Origin of the sequence: Pleomorphomonas sp. PLEO, assembly GCF_041320595.1 — a bacterium.
Classification (GTDB): domain Bacteria; phylum Pseudomonadota; class Alphaproteobacteria; order Rhizobiales; family Pleomorphomonadaceae; genus Pleomorphomonas.
This window is the reverse complement of record NZ_CP166625.1, coordinates 3,646,258-3,660,572: the sequence shown is the minus strand read 5'-3', so window position 1 is coordinate 3,660,572 and position 14,315 is coordinate 3,646,258. Positions and strand designations below refer to the sequence as shown.

The window sequence follows — 14,315 nt, the reverse complement described above, 5'->3', positions numbered from 1 at the left end:
ACCGGCTCAACGATGCCGCCGAAATTGTTTGTTGGTATTCAATCAATTCAGTTGGGCCGATGACGTGCCGCTGTTGCATGGATGTCGCGGCGTCCTGAGCGCAAGTCGGCGTCCATCCGTCCGGCATTCAGATTGAATTATGAGAGATGAATGCCGCAATTGCGCGGATGCGTCAGCAGATACGAGGCAACTGCTCGCCGGCCAGCCAGTCGACGATGCGGCCACCACCGAAGCCTGTGGTCATCTGCACGAAATGCTGGTCATCCTCGACTGCCTCGCCAATGATCGCCGCGTCCACCCCGAGCGGATGCGTCCGCATGGCGGCCACCAGCATTTCCGCTGCCTCAGCCGCGACCACGGCGACGAGCTTGCCCTCATTGGCGACGTTAAGTGGGTCAAGGCCGAGGAGTTCGCACGCCGCGGCCACCTGCCGCTTGATCGGAATTTGGTCTTCGACGATGCGGAAACCGACATCCGATTGATGGGCAAGTTCGTTAAGCGTGGCTGCGAGCCCGCCACGCGTCGGGTCGCGCATCAAGCGCAGATGAGGCCCGGCGGCCGACACTATGGTCTCGACGAGGCCATTGAGCGCCGCGCTATCCGACAGGATTTCCGTCTCGAACGTAAGGTTCTCGCGGCTCGACATGATGGCGACGCCGTGGTCGCCCATCGAGCCGGAAACGATCAGTTTATCGCCGGGCCGCGCCCGGTCACCGGATAGCGCGAGACCATCCGGCACCACACCGACGCCGGCCGTCGAGATGAACACGCCGTCCGCCTTGCCGCGCTCCACCACCTTGGTATCGCCGGTGATGATCATCACGCCGGCGGCCCTGGCCGCCGCGCCCATCGAATCGGCAATGCGCTTCAGGTCGCCGAGCGGGAAGCCTTCCTCGATGATGTAGCTCGCCGACAGGTAGAGTGGCTTTGCCCCGGCCATGGCGAGATCATTGACAGTGCCATGCACGGCCAGCGAACCGATGTCGCCGCCCGGAAAGAAGATCGGCGATACGACATAGCCGTCGGTGGTCATCACCATGCGCCCACCAGCCGGCGTCGGGAAGCTCGCCTGGTCATTACCCTGTTCGAGCAGTTCGTTACCGAAGGCGTCTTTGAAGATCGAGGAAATCAGTTCGGCCATGGCACGGCCACCAGCGCCGTGGCTCATGTCGACGCGACCGGATTTCAAGTCGAGTTTGCGGCGGAAGGTCTTTGTCATGCGGTTCTCCGCAGGCCGGCATCGCTCTGTCGGGTACGGAAGCGGCCGTAGGTCCAGTGGGCGGCGCAAGCGCCTTCCGACGACACCATGCAAGCACCCGTCGGCGTCTCCGGCGTACAGACGGTGCCGAACAGGCGGCAGTCGGCCGGCTTCTTCTGGCCGCGCAGGATGGCGCCGCATTCACAGGCCGGATTGTCCTCGGCCGGCTGCGTCTCGATGGTGAAGCGCTTCTCTGCGTCATAGAAGGCGAAGGCGTCGCGCAGCTTCAGCGCGCTCTTCGGCACGGCACCGAGACCGCGCCACTCGAAGCTTTCGCGCAGCTCGAAAACCTCATCGCAAAGCTCGATGGCAACGGGATTGCCCTCCGTCCTGACGGCTCGGATATATTGGTTTTCGACGTCCGCCCGCTGCTCGTTGACCTGCCGCACCAGCATCAGGATGGCGTACATCACGTCAAGCGGCTCGAAGCCGGCGATCACCACCGGCTTGCGGTAGTCGCGCGCGAACACCTGATAGGGTTCCATGCCGATGATGGTGGAGACGTGCGACGGGCCAACGAAGCCCTCGATGGCAATCGGCGGCTCGTCCGGCGTCGGCGGCATGTCGAGGATCGCCCGCATGGCGACGGGCGTCAGCACATGGTTGCAAAAGATCGAGAAGTTCATGAGGCCCTTGGCCTCGGCTGTCTTCAGCGCCACGGCGGTCGGCGGTGTCGTCGTCTCGAAGCCGATGGCGAAGAAAACCACCTGCCGGTCGGGATTAGCCTCAGCGATGCGTATGGCATCGAGCGAGGAATAGACCATGCGGATATCGGACCCAGCCGCCTTGGCCTTCATCAGGCTGAGGCCGCCTGAGGCCGGCACGCGCATAAGGTCAGCGTAGGTACAGAGCGTGACTTCCGGCCGCTTCGCCAAGCGTATTGCGTCATCGATGCGGCCGATCGGGAGCACGCAGACCGGGCAGCCGGGCCCGTGAATCATGCGCACATTTTTCGGCAGCAGGTCCTCGATACCGTAGCGCGAAATGGCGTGGGTATGGCCGCCGCAGAACTCCATCAAAGCATAGGAACGGTCCGGGCGCACCTCGGCGGCAATAGCCGCCGCGATGTCACGCGCCCTGTCGCCGTCGCGATATTCGTCGACGTATTTCATCGGACACCTCCGGCGGCGAGCGGCACGCCGCGCGCTTCATCGAGCAGGTCGAGGGTCCGTCGTGCCTCGTCCGGATCGACTTTGGACAGCGCGTAACCGACGTGAACGATGACATAGTCGCCGACAGCGACGTTTTTCACCAGCGCCACGGAAATGGTCATCGACACACCGTCGAGGCTGATCTTGGCCATGTTGTCGGGCAGGAGCTCGGTGACGAGGGCGGGAACGGCAAGGCACATGGGTCAGATCTCCGAGAAGGCTCGGCGCGCGAGAACGGCTTGTCCGAAGGAAAGGCCGCCGTCGTTGGCCGGCAGGCGCCGGGCGAGGAGGGGAGTGAGATTGGACGTGACGAGAGCGGCCGAAAGACCTTCGGCCAGTACGCGGTTCATCAGGCAGCCTCCGCCGAGTGCAATCGACTTGAGGCCGGTCATGATGGCACCATGGTGGGCGAGGGCGGTGAACCCTTCGATCAGAGTACCATGGAAGAGGGATGCGCCGGTGCGGGCATCGGGGCGGGCGACGGTGAAGTGGCTAAGAAGCGGAGCGAATGAAAGGACGCCGCCTTCGATCTCAAAGCCACCGGCGAGCGCGACCGGTTCGTCGACCAGCGCCTCCAGTTCCATCGCCGCCTGTCCCTCATAATCCTGCACGGCACGCACGCCCAAAAGCGCCGCCGCTGCGTCGAACAGCCTTCCGAGCGATGTGGTAGCAAGCCGATCGGCACCTGAGGCGACACGATCGGCGATCGGCCCAGCCAGTGGTCGGTCGGCAAAGAAGCTTGACGCGAGATCGGCCTGTCCGAGAGCCGCGAGCGCACCTGCGCCCATCCGCCACGGCTCGCGGGCGGCACGGTCGCCACCAGGTAGCGGCAACGGTGCAAGATGGCCAAGGCGATGGTGCGCCGCGCCGCTCACAAAAAGCAGCTCGCCACCCCAGGCGCCGCCGTCATCGCCGAGACCGTGACCGTCGAGGGCTAGACCCAACACCGGTCCGGCGTGCCCGACTTCCGCCGCCACTGCCGCCACGTGCGCGGCGTGATGCTGAACCCGCACGATCGGCAGGCCGAACTCCTCGGCTATCTGGCTGGAGCGATAGTCGGGATGAAGGTCCGAGGCCACCAGCTGGGGCTTCACGCCGACAATGTCGATCAGGTGCTGGATGGTCTCGCGGTAGAATTTCAGTGTCTCGGCGGTGTCGAGATCGCCCACGTGCTGGGAGACGAAAGCCTCCCGGCCGCGCGTCAGCGTCACCGTGGATTTGAGATGCGCGCCAAGGGCGAGGGTTATGGGCCCATCTTCGGCAAGCGCGATCGGCTCGGGCACGTAGCCGCGCGCCCGGCGCAGGAAAGATGGCGCGCCGGCAATCACCTGTGTGACGCTGTCATCCGCGCGTACGACGATGGCGCGGTCGTGGGTGACGATCAGGTCGGCAATGCCGGCGAGGCGGCGCGTCGCATCCGCGTCGTCCACCACCAACGGCTCACCACCGGGGTTGGCCGAAGTGGCAACCAGCACGAAGTTATTGGCGACGTACGGATCGTGGCCGGCAAAATCATGGTCCGCGAGAGCTGCGAACAGCAAATGGTGCACCGGTGCGTAGGCCAGCATGACGCCAACGCGAGAAAGGCCGGGCGAGACGGCGGGCGCCAGCACGCCGGGCTTTGCCTGCATCAGCACGATCGGCCGGGCAACCGACGAACAGAGGGCCTGCTCTTCTGGTGACGCTACGGCCACTGGGGCAATGGAAGAACGATTGGCGACCATCACCGCGAAGGGCTTGAACTCGCGCGCCTTTCTTGCCCGGAGCGCCGCGACCGCCTCGGCATTACGACCGTCGCAGACCAGATGGAAGCCACCGATGCCTTTCAGCGCCACGATGCCGCCGGCTTTGATCGCCGATGCGATCTCGGTGACGGAGTGGCTCAGCTTCGGTCCACAGGTGGGACAGGCGACTGGTTCGGCATGAAAGCGTCGATCCCGGATGTCGGTGTAGGCCGTCGCGCAGTCCGGACACATTGGGAAGGAGGCCATCGACGTTTGCCGGCGGTCATAGGGCAGGCGGCGGGTGATGGTGTAGCGCGGGCCGCAGTGGGTGCAATTGACGAAGGGGTAGGCGAAATAGCGGCTTGCCGGGTCGAACAATTCGGCAAGGCAGGCGTCGCAGGTGGCGGCGTCCGCCACGATCCGCGTCATCGTCGCGCCGTCGAGGCTTTCTCTGATGATGAAGTCGCTATCGCCGGTGACCGGCAATTCCCGGCGATCAACCGTGTCGATGCGGGCAAGCGGCGGCGCTTCCAACCTGAGGCGTTGTGTGAATTCCTCGACGCGCGTGCCCTCCACCTCGATGGTAACGCCGTCGGCGCCGTTGCGGACATAGCCGGCAAGACCGCATTCCGTGGCGAGCCGGTGCACGAACGGCCGCATGCCCACGCCCTGCACAGCGCCGTTCACCTTGAGGAAAAGGCGCGCCACGGGGGCGAAGGCGTCGGGGCTGGGCGCGGCTGTCATCGTTCCATCAGGCCCGGGCGACGGCGGCGGTACGAGAAAGCGCCGCGCGCGCTTCGATCCAGGCGTAGAAGGCGGCCATGCCTTCTCCAGTCTCAGCGGAAACCACCAGCGTCTGCAGGTGCGGATTGACCCGCAGCGCGGCGGCGAGACATTTGCCGACGTCGAATTTGAGATGCGGCAGAAGGTCCGCCTTGTTGAGGAGCAGCAAGTCGGCGACGGCGAACATGTCGGGATATTTCAAAGGCTTGTCCTCGCCCTCGGTAACCGAGAGCACCACGACCTTGTGTGCTTCTCCAAGGTCGAAGCCAGCCGGGCAGACGAGGTTCCCGACATTCTCGATGAACAGGATCCCACCGGGCTCCGCCTTTATGTCGTCGAGCGCGGCACCGACCATGCCGGCTTCCAGGTGGCAGCCCTTGCCGGTGTTGATCTGAACGGCGCGGGCCCCGGTTGCCCGGATGCGTTCGGCGTCATTGTCGGTCTGCTGATCTCCTTCGATGACAGCGATCGGAAACTTCCTCTTGAGGTCCTCAATGGTGCGGACCAGCAACGTCGTCTTGCCTGAGCCGGGCGACGACATCAGGTTGAGCGCCAGGGTGCCCGTGGCGGCAAGGCGCGCGCGGTTCTGCCGGGCTGCGTCGTTGTTCTTGGCGAGAATATCGCGTTCGATGCGGATCACCCGCTCGCTGTCAAGGTCGGGCTGATGCACGGCGGCAAGCGGAGCCGCGTGTGAGTGATCATGTCCATGGTCATGCAAATGGTCATGATCGTGCGGGTGGTCGTGGTGATGGTCGTGATCATGGCTATGGTCGTGATCATGATGGTGGGGATGATCATGGTTGTGCACATGGTCGTGCAGCTCGGCCGGTGTCTTGCCGTTGATCTTGTAGCCGGTCCCGCCCGAGCCGCAGCCGCAATCATTGCACATCACTCTACCTCCAGTTCGCGCAGCTTAAGCTCGTCGCCTTGCGTCATCTGCACGTGGCGGCGCCCGCAGTCCGGGCAGGCGCCAAAGCGTTCGGTCATCGGCACTGTCTTAGCACACTCGAGACACCAGCCACTGCCGGGAACGCGGTCGATGATCAGCTTTGCGTTCTCGGCAAGGGTGCCGTGGCTGATGGCGGAAAAGCAGAAGGCCAGGGCGTCGGGATCAACATGGCTGAGCACGCCCACCTCAAGAACCACCGCTCGAATACGCGTCGCGCCGTTCTTTTTCGCTTCCTCGACGGCGATTTCGACAACCGCTTCGCAAAGCGACATCTCATGCATTGGTCGCCCCTGCCGGAACGACATCCACCGCCACACAAGGAGAGAATTGCGCCGCCAGCCGGGCGATCGCCGCCGCGACATCGCCGTCCGGCCGGAATCCTGCGAGTGCGCGCGCAAACGGTCCGTCCGGATGGAAGTTCCATTCCGTGGGAGCGACAACGCGGGCGTCTCGGAGCCGTCCATCTCCTTGCACCACGGTCCAATAATATAACCTGCCGCGTGGACTTTCCACTGAGGCGTATCCCGTATTGTATTGCGTCCGACTTGCAGTAAGCCAGTCGCCGAAGCCCCGCTCGAAGCTGGCACTACCCAGAAGAACGCCGAGTGCCTCTTCCGCCTCGATGAGGCGGGCTGCGTCGGTGGCACCCGGTGTCGACGCCGACCAACCGAGGCGGGCTGCCGGCCCCGTTTCAGGATGCCGGCCGGGAAGAGACGGCTGCGAACAAAAGTCGGCGTCAGCCTCCAGCGCGGCCACAATGGCTGCATCGTCGGCCGTGGTCAAAGCGTCTGGCAACGAGGGGGGCTTGGGCAGCGCTGGCAACCAATCAGGTACGAGGCCAAAGGCGGCGCCGATAGCCCTGATATCGTCGCCAGCGACGCCGGTTCGTGCCGCCTTGCGCGCAGCGTCAAGAGCATCGCGGACAATTGGGAAGGCGGCGACCGGCGCGAGACGCACCAGCTCGCGAAGATGCTCGGCGATCCGTTCAGCCGCCAGTCGAACGCGCCAACGTTCAGCTTCCTCCACGCTAATCGTTCGATGGCCTGCGGCTGCTGCGGCGAAGGTCAGAGCTGCGGAATGCGACACCCCACAAACGGCATTGACGAGGCCAACCGCCTCGACGGCCTGTTCGATGGGGCGGCCGGCAAAGCGCGACGCCAGCGACAGGGGCCGTGCCGAGCGGATCGACGCCTCGGTGACCACACCATCCGTCAAGGAGAACTCGACGGCGATCCGGCCAGGATCGAAGTCGCTCATTTTCCATTCTCCGGCAGGCCGTTTCCAAAACCGAGAAGACGGCGGCGGTCCATATTGACGGATAGAGGCCCGATTTCCGATGGTTCGGCCTCACGCAGCAGCTCATCGAGTGCGGCGAAGGCGACGGTTTCAGCCGCCACCTGATCGTCAAATTCCTCCATCGGCGAAAACAGGGACGCTGAGCCGTAGCGACTTCCGTCCTCCATTGATGCCACCACGAAATCGACGTCGCCAGCCGGCAGCTCGAGCCGCAGCGTAACGCCGTCGGGTGGCAGCTTGATGCCCACATCGGCTACGGCGACGATGTTCATGCACCAGGGCGTTACCACCGCGGCGAAGCGAAAATGACCGAAGCGACAGACTGGTGTCACCATGACGGCGAGCGACGGATTGTGAATGGGGAGGTCCGCCATGCGAGCTTCGGCCGCTCGCCAAAATCCTTCGAGGCGACCGACGAGTTCCCCATCATCAAGGGTGGACAGCGGCGCGTCAGCGGTCATCGTCGATCCTCAGGAACTTGAGCTTGGCGCCGTCGCAATGAGGACAACGCCAGTCATCTGGTAGCGCCTGAAAGGGGGTGCCGGGCTCTATCTGCGCCACGTCGTCACCTTCAACCGGATCATACACCGTCCAGCAGACGCCGCACTCCCAGCGATCGTCCAAGCTACCGGTCATTGGAAATAAGCCTCGCCAATCTCGCGCAGCCGAATGGCAGAATCGAGAAAATCCTCCTGGGCTGCCTGTGCCGCGGCGGGTACGTCGCCGATTTCGATGGTGTCGAGCAGGATGGCGTCCATGGCATTGAAGAATTGTACCGACCAAACATTGTGAATCGCCGTCGCCTGGACGCGGCAACTACCGTATCCGCGCGAGACGACTTTCACCGGCCCGGTCCCAAGACGGTTGACGAGAAGATCGAGGTCTTCTGGCAGCATGGGCAGGAGTGTCAATGAGACGACATGGTTTGGCTCACCAAGCCGATAATGCACCGCGCGGTCGGCGATCTCGGTCAGGACGGCCGGTGCGTTCATTAGACCGTCGGGCATAGCTCGGAGATCGAGGCGTGGCAGTGTCATCGCCGCGGCGCGACGGACCGCCTGCGGCACAGCCGACACCTCGGCGTAGTCTGCAAGGATCGTATGATCGGCACCGACGAAACGAACACGCCAGAGACCGGCAAAGATGCTCTCGACGATCTCGGCGACAACGCCATCCGGAAGAGCCACTGTGGCGGCCACTTCGCCTTCGCCGAGAATTTCGTTGAGCAGGACGCGTTCTTCATTCGAAAGAGAGGATAGGTCGAACAGCAGCCCGGGCGCCGTTTCAGTCTGGCGCTCGAGAGCATCCACCATCTCCGGAAGAAGGCGTGCGACATTGGGGCAGCGAGCGATCAATGCCTCGGCATCGGTCGTCGCCAGGAAGGCGAGGGTACCCGTGCCGGTGGTTCGGCCGGTCGTCGGGAATTCCTCCGTCATGCGTCGGCCCTCCGGGCACTTGTTGTGATCTCGATGCGGCCTGGAGCGGAAAACGTCGCTGCGTCAGGTCGCAGTGCCGCGCCGAGGCGGTCGAGATATTCGCTCCAATCGCGGATGCGTGGCAACACGTCGAGTAGGGTTTGCCCACGCAGCACGACCAACGACGGAAACACCTCGACATGGAAGCGCGCCTTCAGCGCCCCTTCGGCCGAACGGGCGACCACGCCGGCACGGAGGCGGCAGGGAAAGGCGGCGAGCAACTCCGGCACCACCACGGCAACGTCGCCGCTATCGTTCCGCTGATCGGGATCGCCGGTGAAGAACAATAACCGGTGTTCAGGCCCGCCCTGCGCCGGCGCCAGAAAGGCATCCAGTGTTTCGGTGTCGACGGTCGGCAGACCATGAAGGCTGGCGAGGGCGGCAATCAAAGCAGACATGTTTCCCGTTTCCTCATCGGGCAGGAAGGCCTTGGCCTTACTTCCTCAGGTGCTCCGGCAGTTCCGGTTCGCGGTCGATCAAGTCGGCAAACAGGTGCTCGAAGGCTCTGCCCTCGGCAGCCGCGGCGAGGCCGTCGAGCGCGCGGTCAATCGCTTCGGCTTCGGCATCGTCAAGCACCCGCATCGCACTATCGATGTGCACGAGCAGCCGTGCGCCCCTCGTCTGCCGACCGATCAGCAGTGTCGATACGCGTCGCCGCTCGCCATGCCATTCGCAGAGAGCGGAGAAGTCGTCGCCTTCGACGACGGTCATCGGCAGGCCGAGGCACATGGATTGGTTCCCTTAGTCGGCACCGGCACGCGGCCGCTCGTAAGCAGCCCGATCGATATCGTTGGCGAGCAGGCCACTTTCTGCGGGCAAGGGAACCGCGCGCCGGCTCGGCGCGACGCCCCAACTCTCAAGAACCTCCACCGCCGCCGCGAGCGCCGGCTCGATGCTGGCCGACACCGGCGCCGTCAACGGACCACCCCAATCCTCGAGATCGAGCGGTTGACAGCCGATGAGTACGATGTCGCTCGGATAATGACCCATCAGGTCGGCTGCCGATAGCACTTCCTGGAAGCCGGTCTGATGCAGGCTCATCTTCTTGGCGCCGGTGAACTTCGGCACCTCGTCGCCGATCACCAGCTTCAGCGTGCCGGGCGGCAGGCCATAGTCGATGGCATCGAACACCAGAAGACGATCTACCTCGGCGACTCGGTTGACGAGGTAGAGCCCCTGCGTCCCGCCATCGAGCAGATCGACGTCCTTCGCCATAGCGTAGAGCCGATGAAAGGCCTCGACAGCGCGAACGCCAAAGCCTTCATCGGCCCACAGGATGTTGCCGATCCCCAATACCAACACTGTCATGCCGCTCAGTCCTCGCGCTCGTCGCGGAACTGCCGCTCACCGGAGATCATTGTGGATATCATGGTCTGGCGGCTCATGATGTCCTCACGCACCGCCGCGTAGATATGGACGATGGCGAAGATGACGATCACCCACATGCCCAAGTGGTGAATTGTGTGAACATCCTGCGAATTCGGCCAGATGCTGAATACCCAGCCGAACGCCTTGGCTTGCCAGCTGTCGCGACCGGCGCCCTCGGAATAGAGCGCGAAGCCAGTGACTATCATGCCGAGGTTGAACAGCGTGAACATCGCGAACATCGCCGCGTGGGCCAACGGATTATGGCCGATGTATTTGTAGGGCTCCTTTTCGAGGAACAAATACCAGCGCGCCTCGCGAATGACGCCTTTCCACCATGTCTTCTCCCAGACCGGCAGGTAGAAGAGCTGGCGCGAATATTTATTGCCCCAGAAGGCCCAGAGGATGCGGGCAAGGAACGCGACGGCCAGCACCTGCCCGGCGGAGAAATGGGCAAAGCGAATGTAGCCGAACAGGAAGTTGTCCGACGCCTCGCCCGGCATGGTCGGCGGCGGCGAGCCGATGAAGTAGCCGGTCACCGCAAGAATGGTAATGCAGAGGGCGTTGCCCCAGTGCCAGAGGCGGACCGGCGCCTCGTAGACGTAGATGGACGGGCCGGAGACGATAACATCGTCGGTGGCATCCATAACGCCGGTGAGCAGTTTCGCTTCGCTTGCCATGGCATTGCCCTCAGCGAACGGTGACGGTGGCCATGTCTTGCCCGTCTTCGCTCATCACGTGAGTAGAGCAGGCCAGGCAGGGATCGAAGGAGTGCAGCGTCCGCAGGATCTCAAGCGGCTTTTCCGGATCGGCCATCGGCGTGTCGAGAAGAGCGGCTTCGAAAGCGCCGATGTTGCCTTGCGGGTCGCGGGGGCTACCGTTCCATGTGGTCGGCACGACCGCCTGATAGTTGTCGATCTTGCCGTCCTTGATCCTGATCCAGTGACCGAGCGCGCCGCGCGGGGCCTCGGTGAAGCCAACGCCCTTCGCCTCTTTCGGCCAAGTGTCCGGCGTCCACTTGTCGGTATTGGCGGTGGCGAGGTCTCCCGCCTTGATGTTGGCGACCAACTTGTCCTGGAAATAGCGCAACTGATTTGCCGCCCATTGGCATTCGAGGGCTCGCGCCGCCGTGCGGCCGAGCGTCGAGAACAGCGCGGTGAGCGGCAGACCTAGGTCGGTGAGCAGCTTGTCGACCGGCTCCTTGAACTCGGCCTTGCCCTGCGCGTAGCCGATGATGTAGCGGGCCAGCGGTCCGACCTCGACGGCATGGCCCTTCCAGCGCGGCGACTTGATGAAGGAGTATTTGGCCGCCTCGTCCAGTGCCTCGATATTGGTCTTTGTGCCACGGGCATTGGGGCCGAGTTCGAAATGCGGCTCGGTGACTCCATCCCAGGGATGCAACCCCTTGGTTTCATCAGGATACTTGTACCAGGAGTGGGTGACGAACTCCTGCACTTCGTCCGGATTGGTCAGGTCGATCGGATGGATCTCGTCGAGTTTGCCGTTCAGGATGACGCCGCGCGGCAGTTTCAGTGAGGTGTCGGTATAGTCGTTGGCATGCTCGGGAATGTCGCCATAGCTCATCACCGAGGTCGACGACAGGCCGCCGCCGTGCAGCCAATCCTTGTAGAAGGAGCCGATGGCCTTGAGGTCGGGTATGTAGACCTGCTCGGTGAAGGCGATCGCCTGGTCGATGATCGACGAGACAAGGTTCAGCCGCTCCATGTTGATGGCGCCGACGGCACCGGTGCCATCGACGTTGATCGGGGAGGGTACGCCACCCACCAACCAGTTGGGATGCGGATTCTTGCCGCCGTAAACGGTATGGATCTTGACGATCTCCTTCTGGAAGTCGAGCGCTTCCAGATAGTGCGCGACCGCCATCAGGTTGGCTTCCGGTGGCAGCTTGTAGGCCGCATGGCCCCAATAGCCGTTCTTGAACGGGCCGAGCTGGCCGCTCTCCACGAATTTTTTTAGCCGGCCCTGCAAGTCGCGGAAATAGCCTGGCGATGAGAGTGGCCAGTCGGAAATCGACTGGGCAAGCGCGCTGGTCGCCTTGGGATCGGCCGAAAGAGCCGAGACGACGTCCACCCAATCGAGCGCATGCAGGTGGTAGAAGTGGACGAGATGATCATGCACCTGCAGCGTCAGCTGCATGATGTTGCGGATCGAGTTGGCGTTCTCGGGAATCTTGATGCTCAGGGCGTTCTCGACGGCGCGCACCGAGGTCAAGGCATGTGTGCCGGTGCAAACGCCACAGATGCGCTCGGTGAACGCCCAAGCGTCGCGCGGGTCGCGTCCCTTAAGGATCACTTCGATGCCGCGCCACATGGTGCCGGTGGAGACGGCGTTGCGAATGACGTTATCGGCGTCGACGTTCACTTCGACGCGCATGTGCCCTTCAATGCGCGTTACCGGATCGACGACGATGCGACGGCCGGCATTGTCGAGCTTGAAGCCGTTGGGGGTTTCGATACCCATGGCGAAATTGTCCTGTTGCTGGAAGGATCGGCGGGGCGCGAGGCGCCCGCGCGCCGGCGATTATTGCTGGTCGTTGCGACGGTGATGGTCGTGCTTGCTGGTGAGGCGCTTGACGGCGGTCGCCGCCGTGTGCACCGCCACGCCGGCCACTACGACACCGGCGGCGGTAAGGCCGATCTTGTCGGCCGTCGCCTCGACACCGAACTGACGGATGGTGGTCAGCCGGTCATAGAACGAGCCCTTGTCCCAGAAGCCTTCTTCCGAGCAACCGATGCAGCCATGGCCCGATTGGATCGGGAAGGAGACGCCGCCGTTCCAGCGCACTGTCGAACAGGCGTTATAAGTGGTCGGTCCTTTGCAACCCATCTTGTAGAGGCAGTAGCCTTTGCGCGCGCTTTCGTCGTCCCAGCTCTCGACGAACTGGCCGGCGTCGAAATGCGGCCGGCGATAGCATTTGTCGTGGATGCGCTGCGAATAGAACATCTTCGGCCGTCCCTGACGGTCGAGTTCGGGCATCTTGCCGAAGGTAAGGATATAGCTGATGACGCCGGTCATCACCTCGGCGATCGGCGGGCAGCCAGGCACCTTGATGATCGGCTTGTCGCGGATCACCTTGTCGATCGGGACAGCCTGCGTCGGATTGGGTTTGGCCGCCTGTACGCAGCCCCAGGAGGCACAGGCACCCCAGGCGATGACCGCCATGGCGCCATCGGCCATTTCCTTGAGCTTCTCGACGAACGGCCGGCCGCCGTCGATGCAGTACATGCCATCCTCATTGAGCGGTGGGTTACCCTCCACGGCGAGGATGTAGCCCCCCTTGTACTTTTCGAGGGTCTCCTGAAGGATCTCGTCGGCCTGATGTCCGGCCGCCGCCATCAGCGTGTCGTCATAGTCGAGAGAGATCATCGACAGGATGACATCCTTGGCCAACGGGTGCGCCGAGCGGATGAAGCTTTCCGAACAGCAGGTGCATTCAAGACCGTGCATCCAGATGACGGGAATGCGCGGCTTGGTCTCCAGCGCCTCTGCGATCTGGGTCGCGGCCACCGGACCGAGCCCTAAACTTGCCGCCGTCAGGTTACAGAATTTGACAAAGCTCCGCCGCGTGATCCCCTGCCTACGGATCACGTCATAAAAGGTCTCGGTTGCCGAACCCATGCTGTTCCCCCGAAAAGCGCGCCAACGCAACGAGCGGTCGATCCACACCTGAAAGGTGTCATATCCCGCGACTCGAGAACATTAGCAATCGCTCATGCAGCTTAGTCCGCAGTTCAGAATCGGTCCAGATCACAAATCGTAGTGATAATGGCGCGTTCCAGGTTTTCGTCGTTGAAATAAGGGGATAGGCTACTCCCCATGAAGCGGTGTACGTGTCTTGACGTATGGGACTGCCCCCGAGACCGGCTTCTGGAGAGCGAACCGGCCGCAACCACGAGGTAGAGCGATGCCCGTTACCGTTTATGGAATCAAGAACTGCGACACCATGAAAAAAGCCATCGCCTGGCTCGACGAACACGACATCGCCTACGCATTTCACGATTACAAGAAATCGGGCATTTCCAGCGACAAGCTCGGAAACTGGGTATCGCGAGCTGGCGGTTGGGAACACGTGGTCAACAAGAGTGGCCTGACTTTTCGCGGCCTGCCCGAGACCACCAAGGCAAGCCTGGACAACGAGCGCGCCATTGCCCTGATGATCGAGAAGCCGAGCATGATCCGCCGCCCGATCATTGAGGCGGACGGTGGCAAGCTGATCATCGGCTTTTCAGACGAATCCTTTACCGCAAGCTTCGACCCATCCAATCCCGCGCCCTGAATCGGCGCACGGGGCGC

Annotated in this window: 17 protein-coding genes; 1 reads left to right on the top strand and 16 read right to left on the bottom strand. The window is 63.1% G+C overall.

What is annotated here, in order from left to right; all coding sequences use genetic code 11:
• Positions 1-172: 172 nt before the first annotated feature.
• From hypE to AB6N07_RS17000, 16 genes are read right to left on the bottom strand one after another with little or no spacing between them, the layout of a single operon-like run.
• A complete protein-coding gene (gene hypE, locus AB6N07_RS17075) occupies positions 173-1,219 on the bottom strand; it encodes a hydrogenase expression/formation protein HypE (protein ID WP_370674267.1) in 1,047 nt (348 codons plus the stop codon).
• Positions 1,216-2,370, bottom strand: coding sequence for a hydrogenase formation protein HypD (hypD, locus tag AB6N07_RS17070; protein WP_370674266.1), 1,155 nt, complete (start codon positions 2,368-2,370; stop codon positions 1,216-1,218). The genes hypE and hypD overlap by 4 nt, the downstream gene beginning before the upstream one ends.
• Positions 2,367-2,609: a HypC/HybG/HupF family hydrogenase formation chaperone gene (locus AB6N07_RS17065; RefSeq protein WP_370674265.1), complete on the bottom strand. Its 243-nt coding sequence runs from the start codon at positions 2,607-2,609 to the stop codon at positions 2,367-2,369. The genes hypD and AB6N07_RS17065 overlap by 4 nt, the downstream gene beginning before the upstream one ends.
• A gap of 3 nt (positions 2,610-2,612) precedes the next feature.
• Positions 2,613-4,877, bottom strand: a complete 2,265-nt coding sequence (hypF, locus tag AB6N07_RS17060) for a carbamoyltransferase HypF (RefSeq protein ID WP_370674264.1) — start codon at positions 4,875-4,877, stop codon at positions 2,613-2,615.
• 7 nt (positions 4,878-4,884) lie between these two features.
• On the bottom strand, positions 4,885-5,805 hold the full coding sequence (gene hypB / locus AB6N07_RS17055) for a hydrogenase nickel incorporation protein HypB (RefSeq protein WP_370674263.1): 921 nt from the start codon (positions 5,803-5,805) through the stop codon (positions 4,885-4,887).
• Complete coding sequence (hypA, locus tag AB6N07_RS17050; protein WP_370674262.1) at positions 5,805-6,146, bottom strand: hydrogenase maturation nickel metallochaperone HypA; 342 nt, start codon at positions 6,144-6,146, stop codon at positions 5,805-5,807. The genes hypB and hypA overlap by 1 nt, the downstream gene beginning before the upstream one ends.
• On the bottom strand, positions 6,139-7,122 hold the full coding sequence (locus tag AB6N07_RS17045) for a hypothetical protein (RefSeq protein WP_370674261.1): 984 nt from the start codon (positions 7,120-7,122) through the stop codon (positions 6,139-6,141). The genes hypA and AB6N07_RS17045 overlap by 8 nt, the downstream gene beginning before the upstream one ends.
• Positions 7,119-7,622, bottom strand: a complete 504-nt coding sequence (gene hybE, locus AB6N07_RS17040) for a [NiFe]-hydrogenase assembly chaperone HybE (RefSeq protein ID WP_370674260.1) — start codon at positions 7,620-7,622, stop codon at positions 7,119-7,121. Before hybE ends, AB6N07_RS17045 begins: the two co-directional genes overlap by 4 nt.
• On the bottom strand, positions 7,612-7,797 hold the full coding sequence (locus AB6N07_RS17035; RefSeq protein ID WP_370674259.1) for a rubredoxin: 186 nt from the start codon (positions 7,795-7,797) through the stop codon (positions 7,612-7,614). The genes hybE and AB6N07_RS17035 overlap by 11 nt, the downstream gene beginning before the upstream one ends.
• On the bottom strand, positions 7,794-8,597 hold the full coding sequence (locus AB6N07_RS17030; protein WP_370674258.1) for a hydrogenase expression/formation C-terminal domain-containing protein: 804 nt from the start codon (positions 8,595-8,597) through the stop codon (positions 7,794-7,796). Before AB6N07_RS17030 ends, AB6N07_RS17035 begins: the two co-directional genes overlap by 4 nt.
• Positions 8,594-9,034 (bottom strand): hydrogenase accessory protein, encoded by a 441-nt coding sequence (locus tag AB6N07_RS17025; protein WP_370674257.1) that lies wholly within the window; start codon positions 9,032-9,034, stop codon positions 8,594-8,596. Before AB6N07_RS17025 ends, AB6N07_RS17030 begins: the two co-directional genes overlap by 4 nt.
• Positions 9,035-9,071: 37 nt before the next feature.
• Positions 9,072-9,365, bottom strand: coding sequence for a HypC/HybG/HupF family hydrogenase formation chaperone (hypC, locus tag AB6N07_RS17020; protein WP_370674256.1), 294 nt, complete (start codon positions 9,363-9,365; stop codon positions 9,072-9,074).
• A gap of 12 nt (positions 9,366-9,377) precedes the next feature.
• Complete coding sequence (locus AB6N07_RS17015) at positions 9,378-9,944, bottom strand: HyaD/HybD family hydrogenase maturation endopeptidase (protein WP_370674255.1); 567 nt, start codon at positions 9,942-9,944, stop codon at positions 9,378-9,380.
• A gap of 5 nt (positions 9,945-9,949) precedes the next feature.
• Positions 9,950-10,648, bottom strand: coding sequence for a Ni/Fe-hydrogenase, b-type cytochrome subunit (gene cybH, locus AB6N07_RS17010; RefSeq protein ID WP_370678267.1), 699 nt, complete (start codon positions 10,646-10,648; stop codon positions 9,950-9,952).
• A 43-nt stretch (positions 10,649-10,691) separates the two neighbouring features.
• Positions 10,692-12,482: a nickel-dependent hydrogenase large subunit gene (locus tag AB6N07_RS17005; protein ID WP_370674254.1), complete on the bottom strand. Its 1,791-nt coding sequence runs from the start codon at positions 12,480-12,482 to the stop codon at positions 10,692-10,694.
• Between the two features lie 60 nt (positions 12,483-12,542).
• Positions 12,543-13,640: a hydrogenase small subunit gene (locus tag AB6N07_RS17000; protein WP_370674253.1), complete on the bottom strand. Its 1,098-nt coding sequence runs from the start codon at positions 13,638-13,640 to the stop codon at positions 12,543-12,545.
• Between the two features lie 286 nt (positions 13,641-13,926).
• Between AB6N07_RS17000 and AB6N07_RS16995 the strand changes: the two genes are divergently transcribed.
• Positions 13,927-14,298, top strand: coding sequence for an arsenate reductase (locus AB6N07_RS16995; protein ID WP_370674252.1), 372 nt, complete (start codon positions 13,927-13,929; stop codon positions 14,296-14,298).
• Positions 14,299-14,315: the final 17 nt, after the last annotated feature.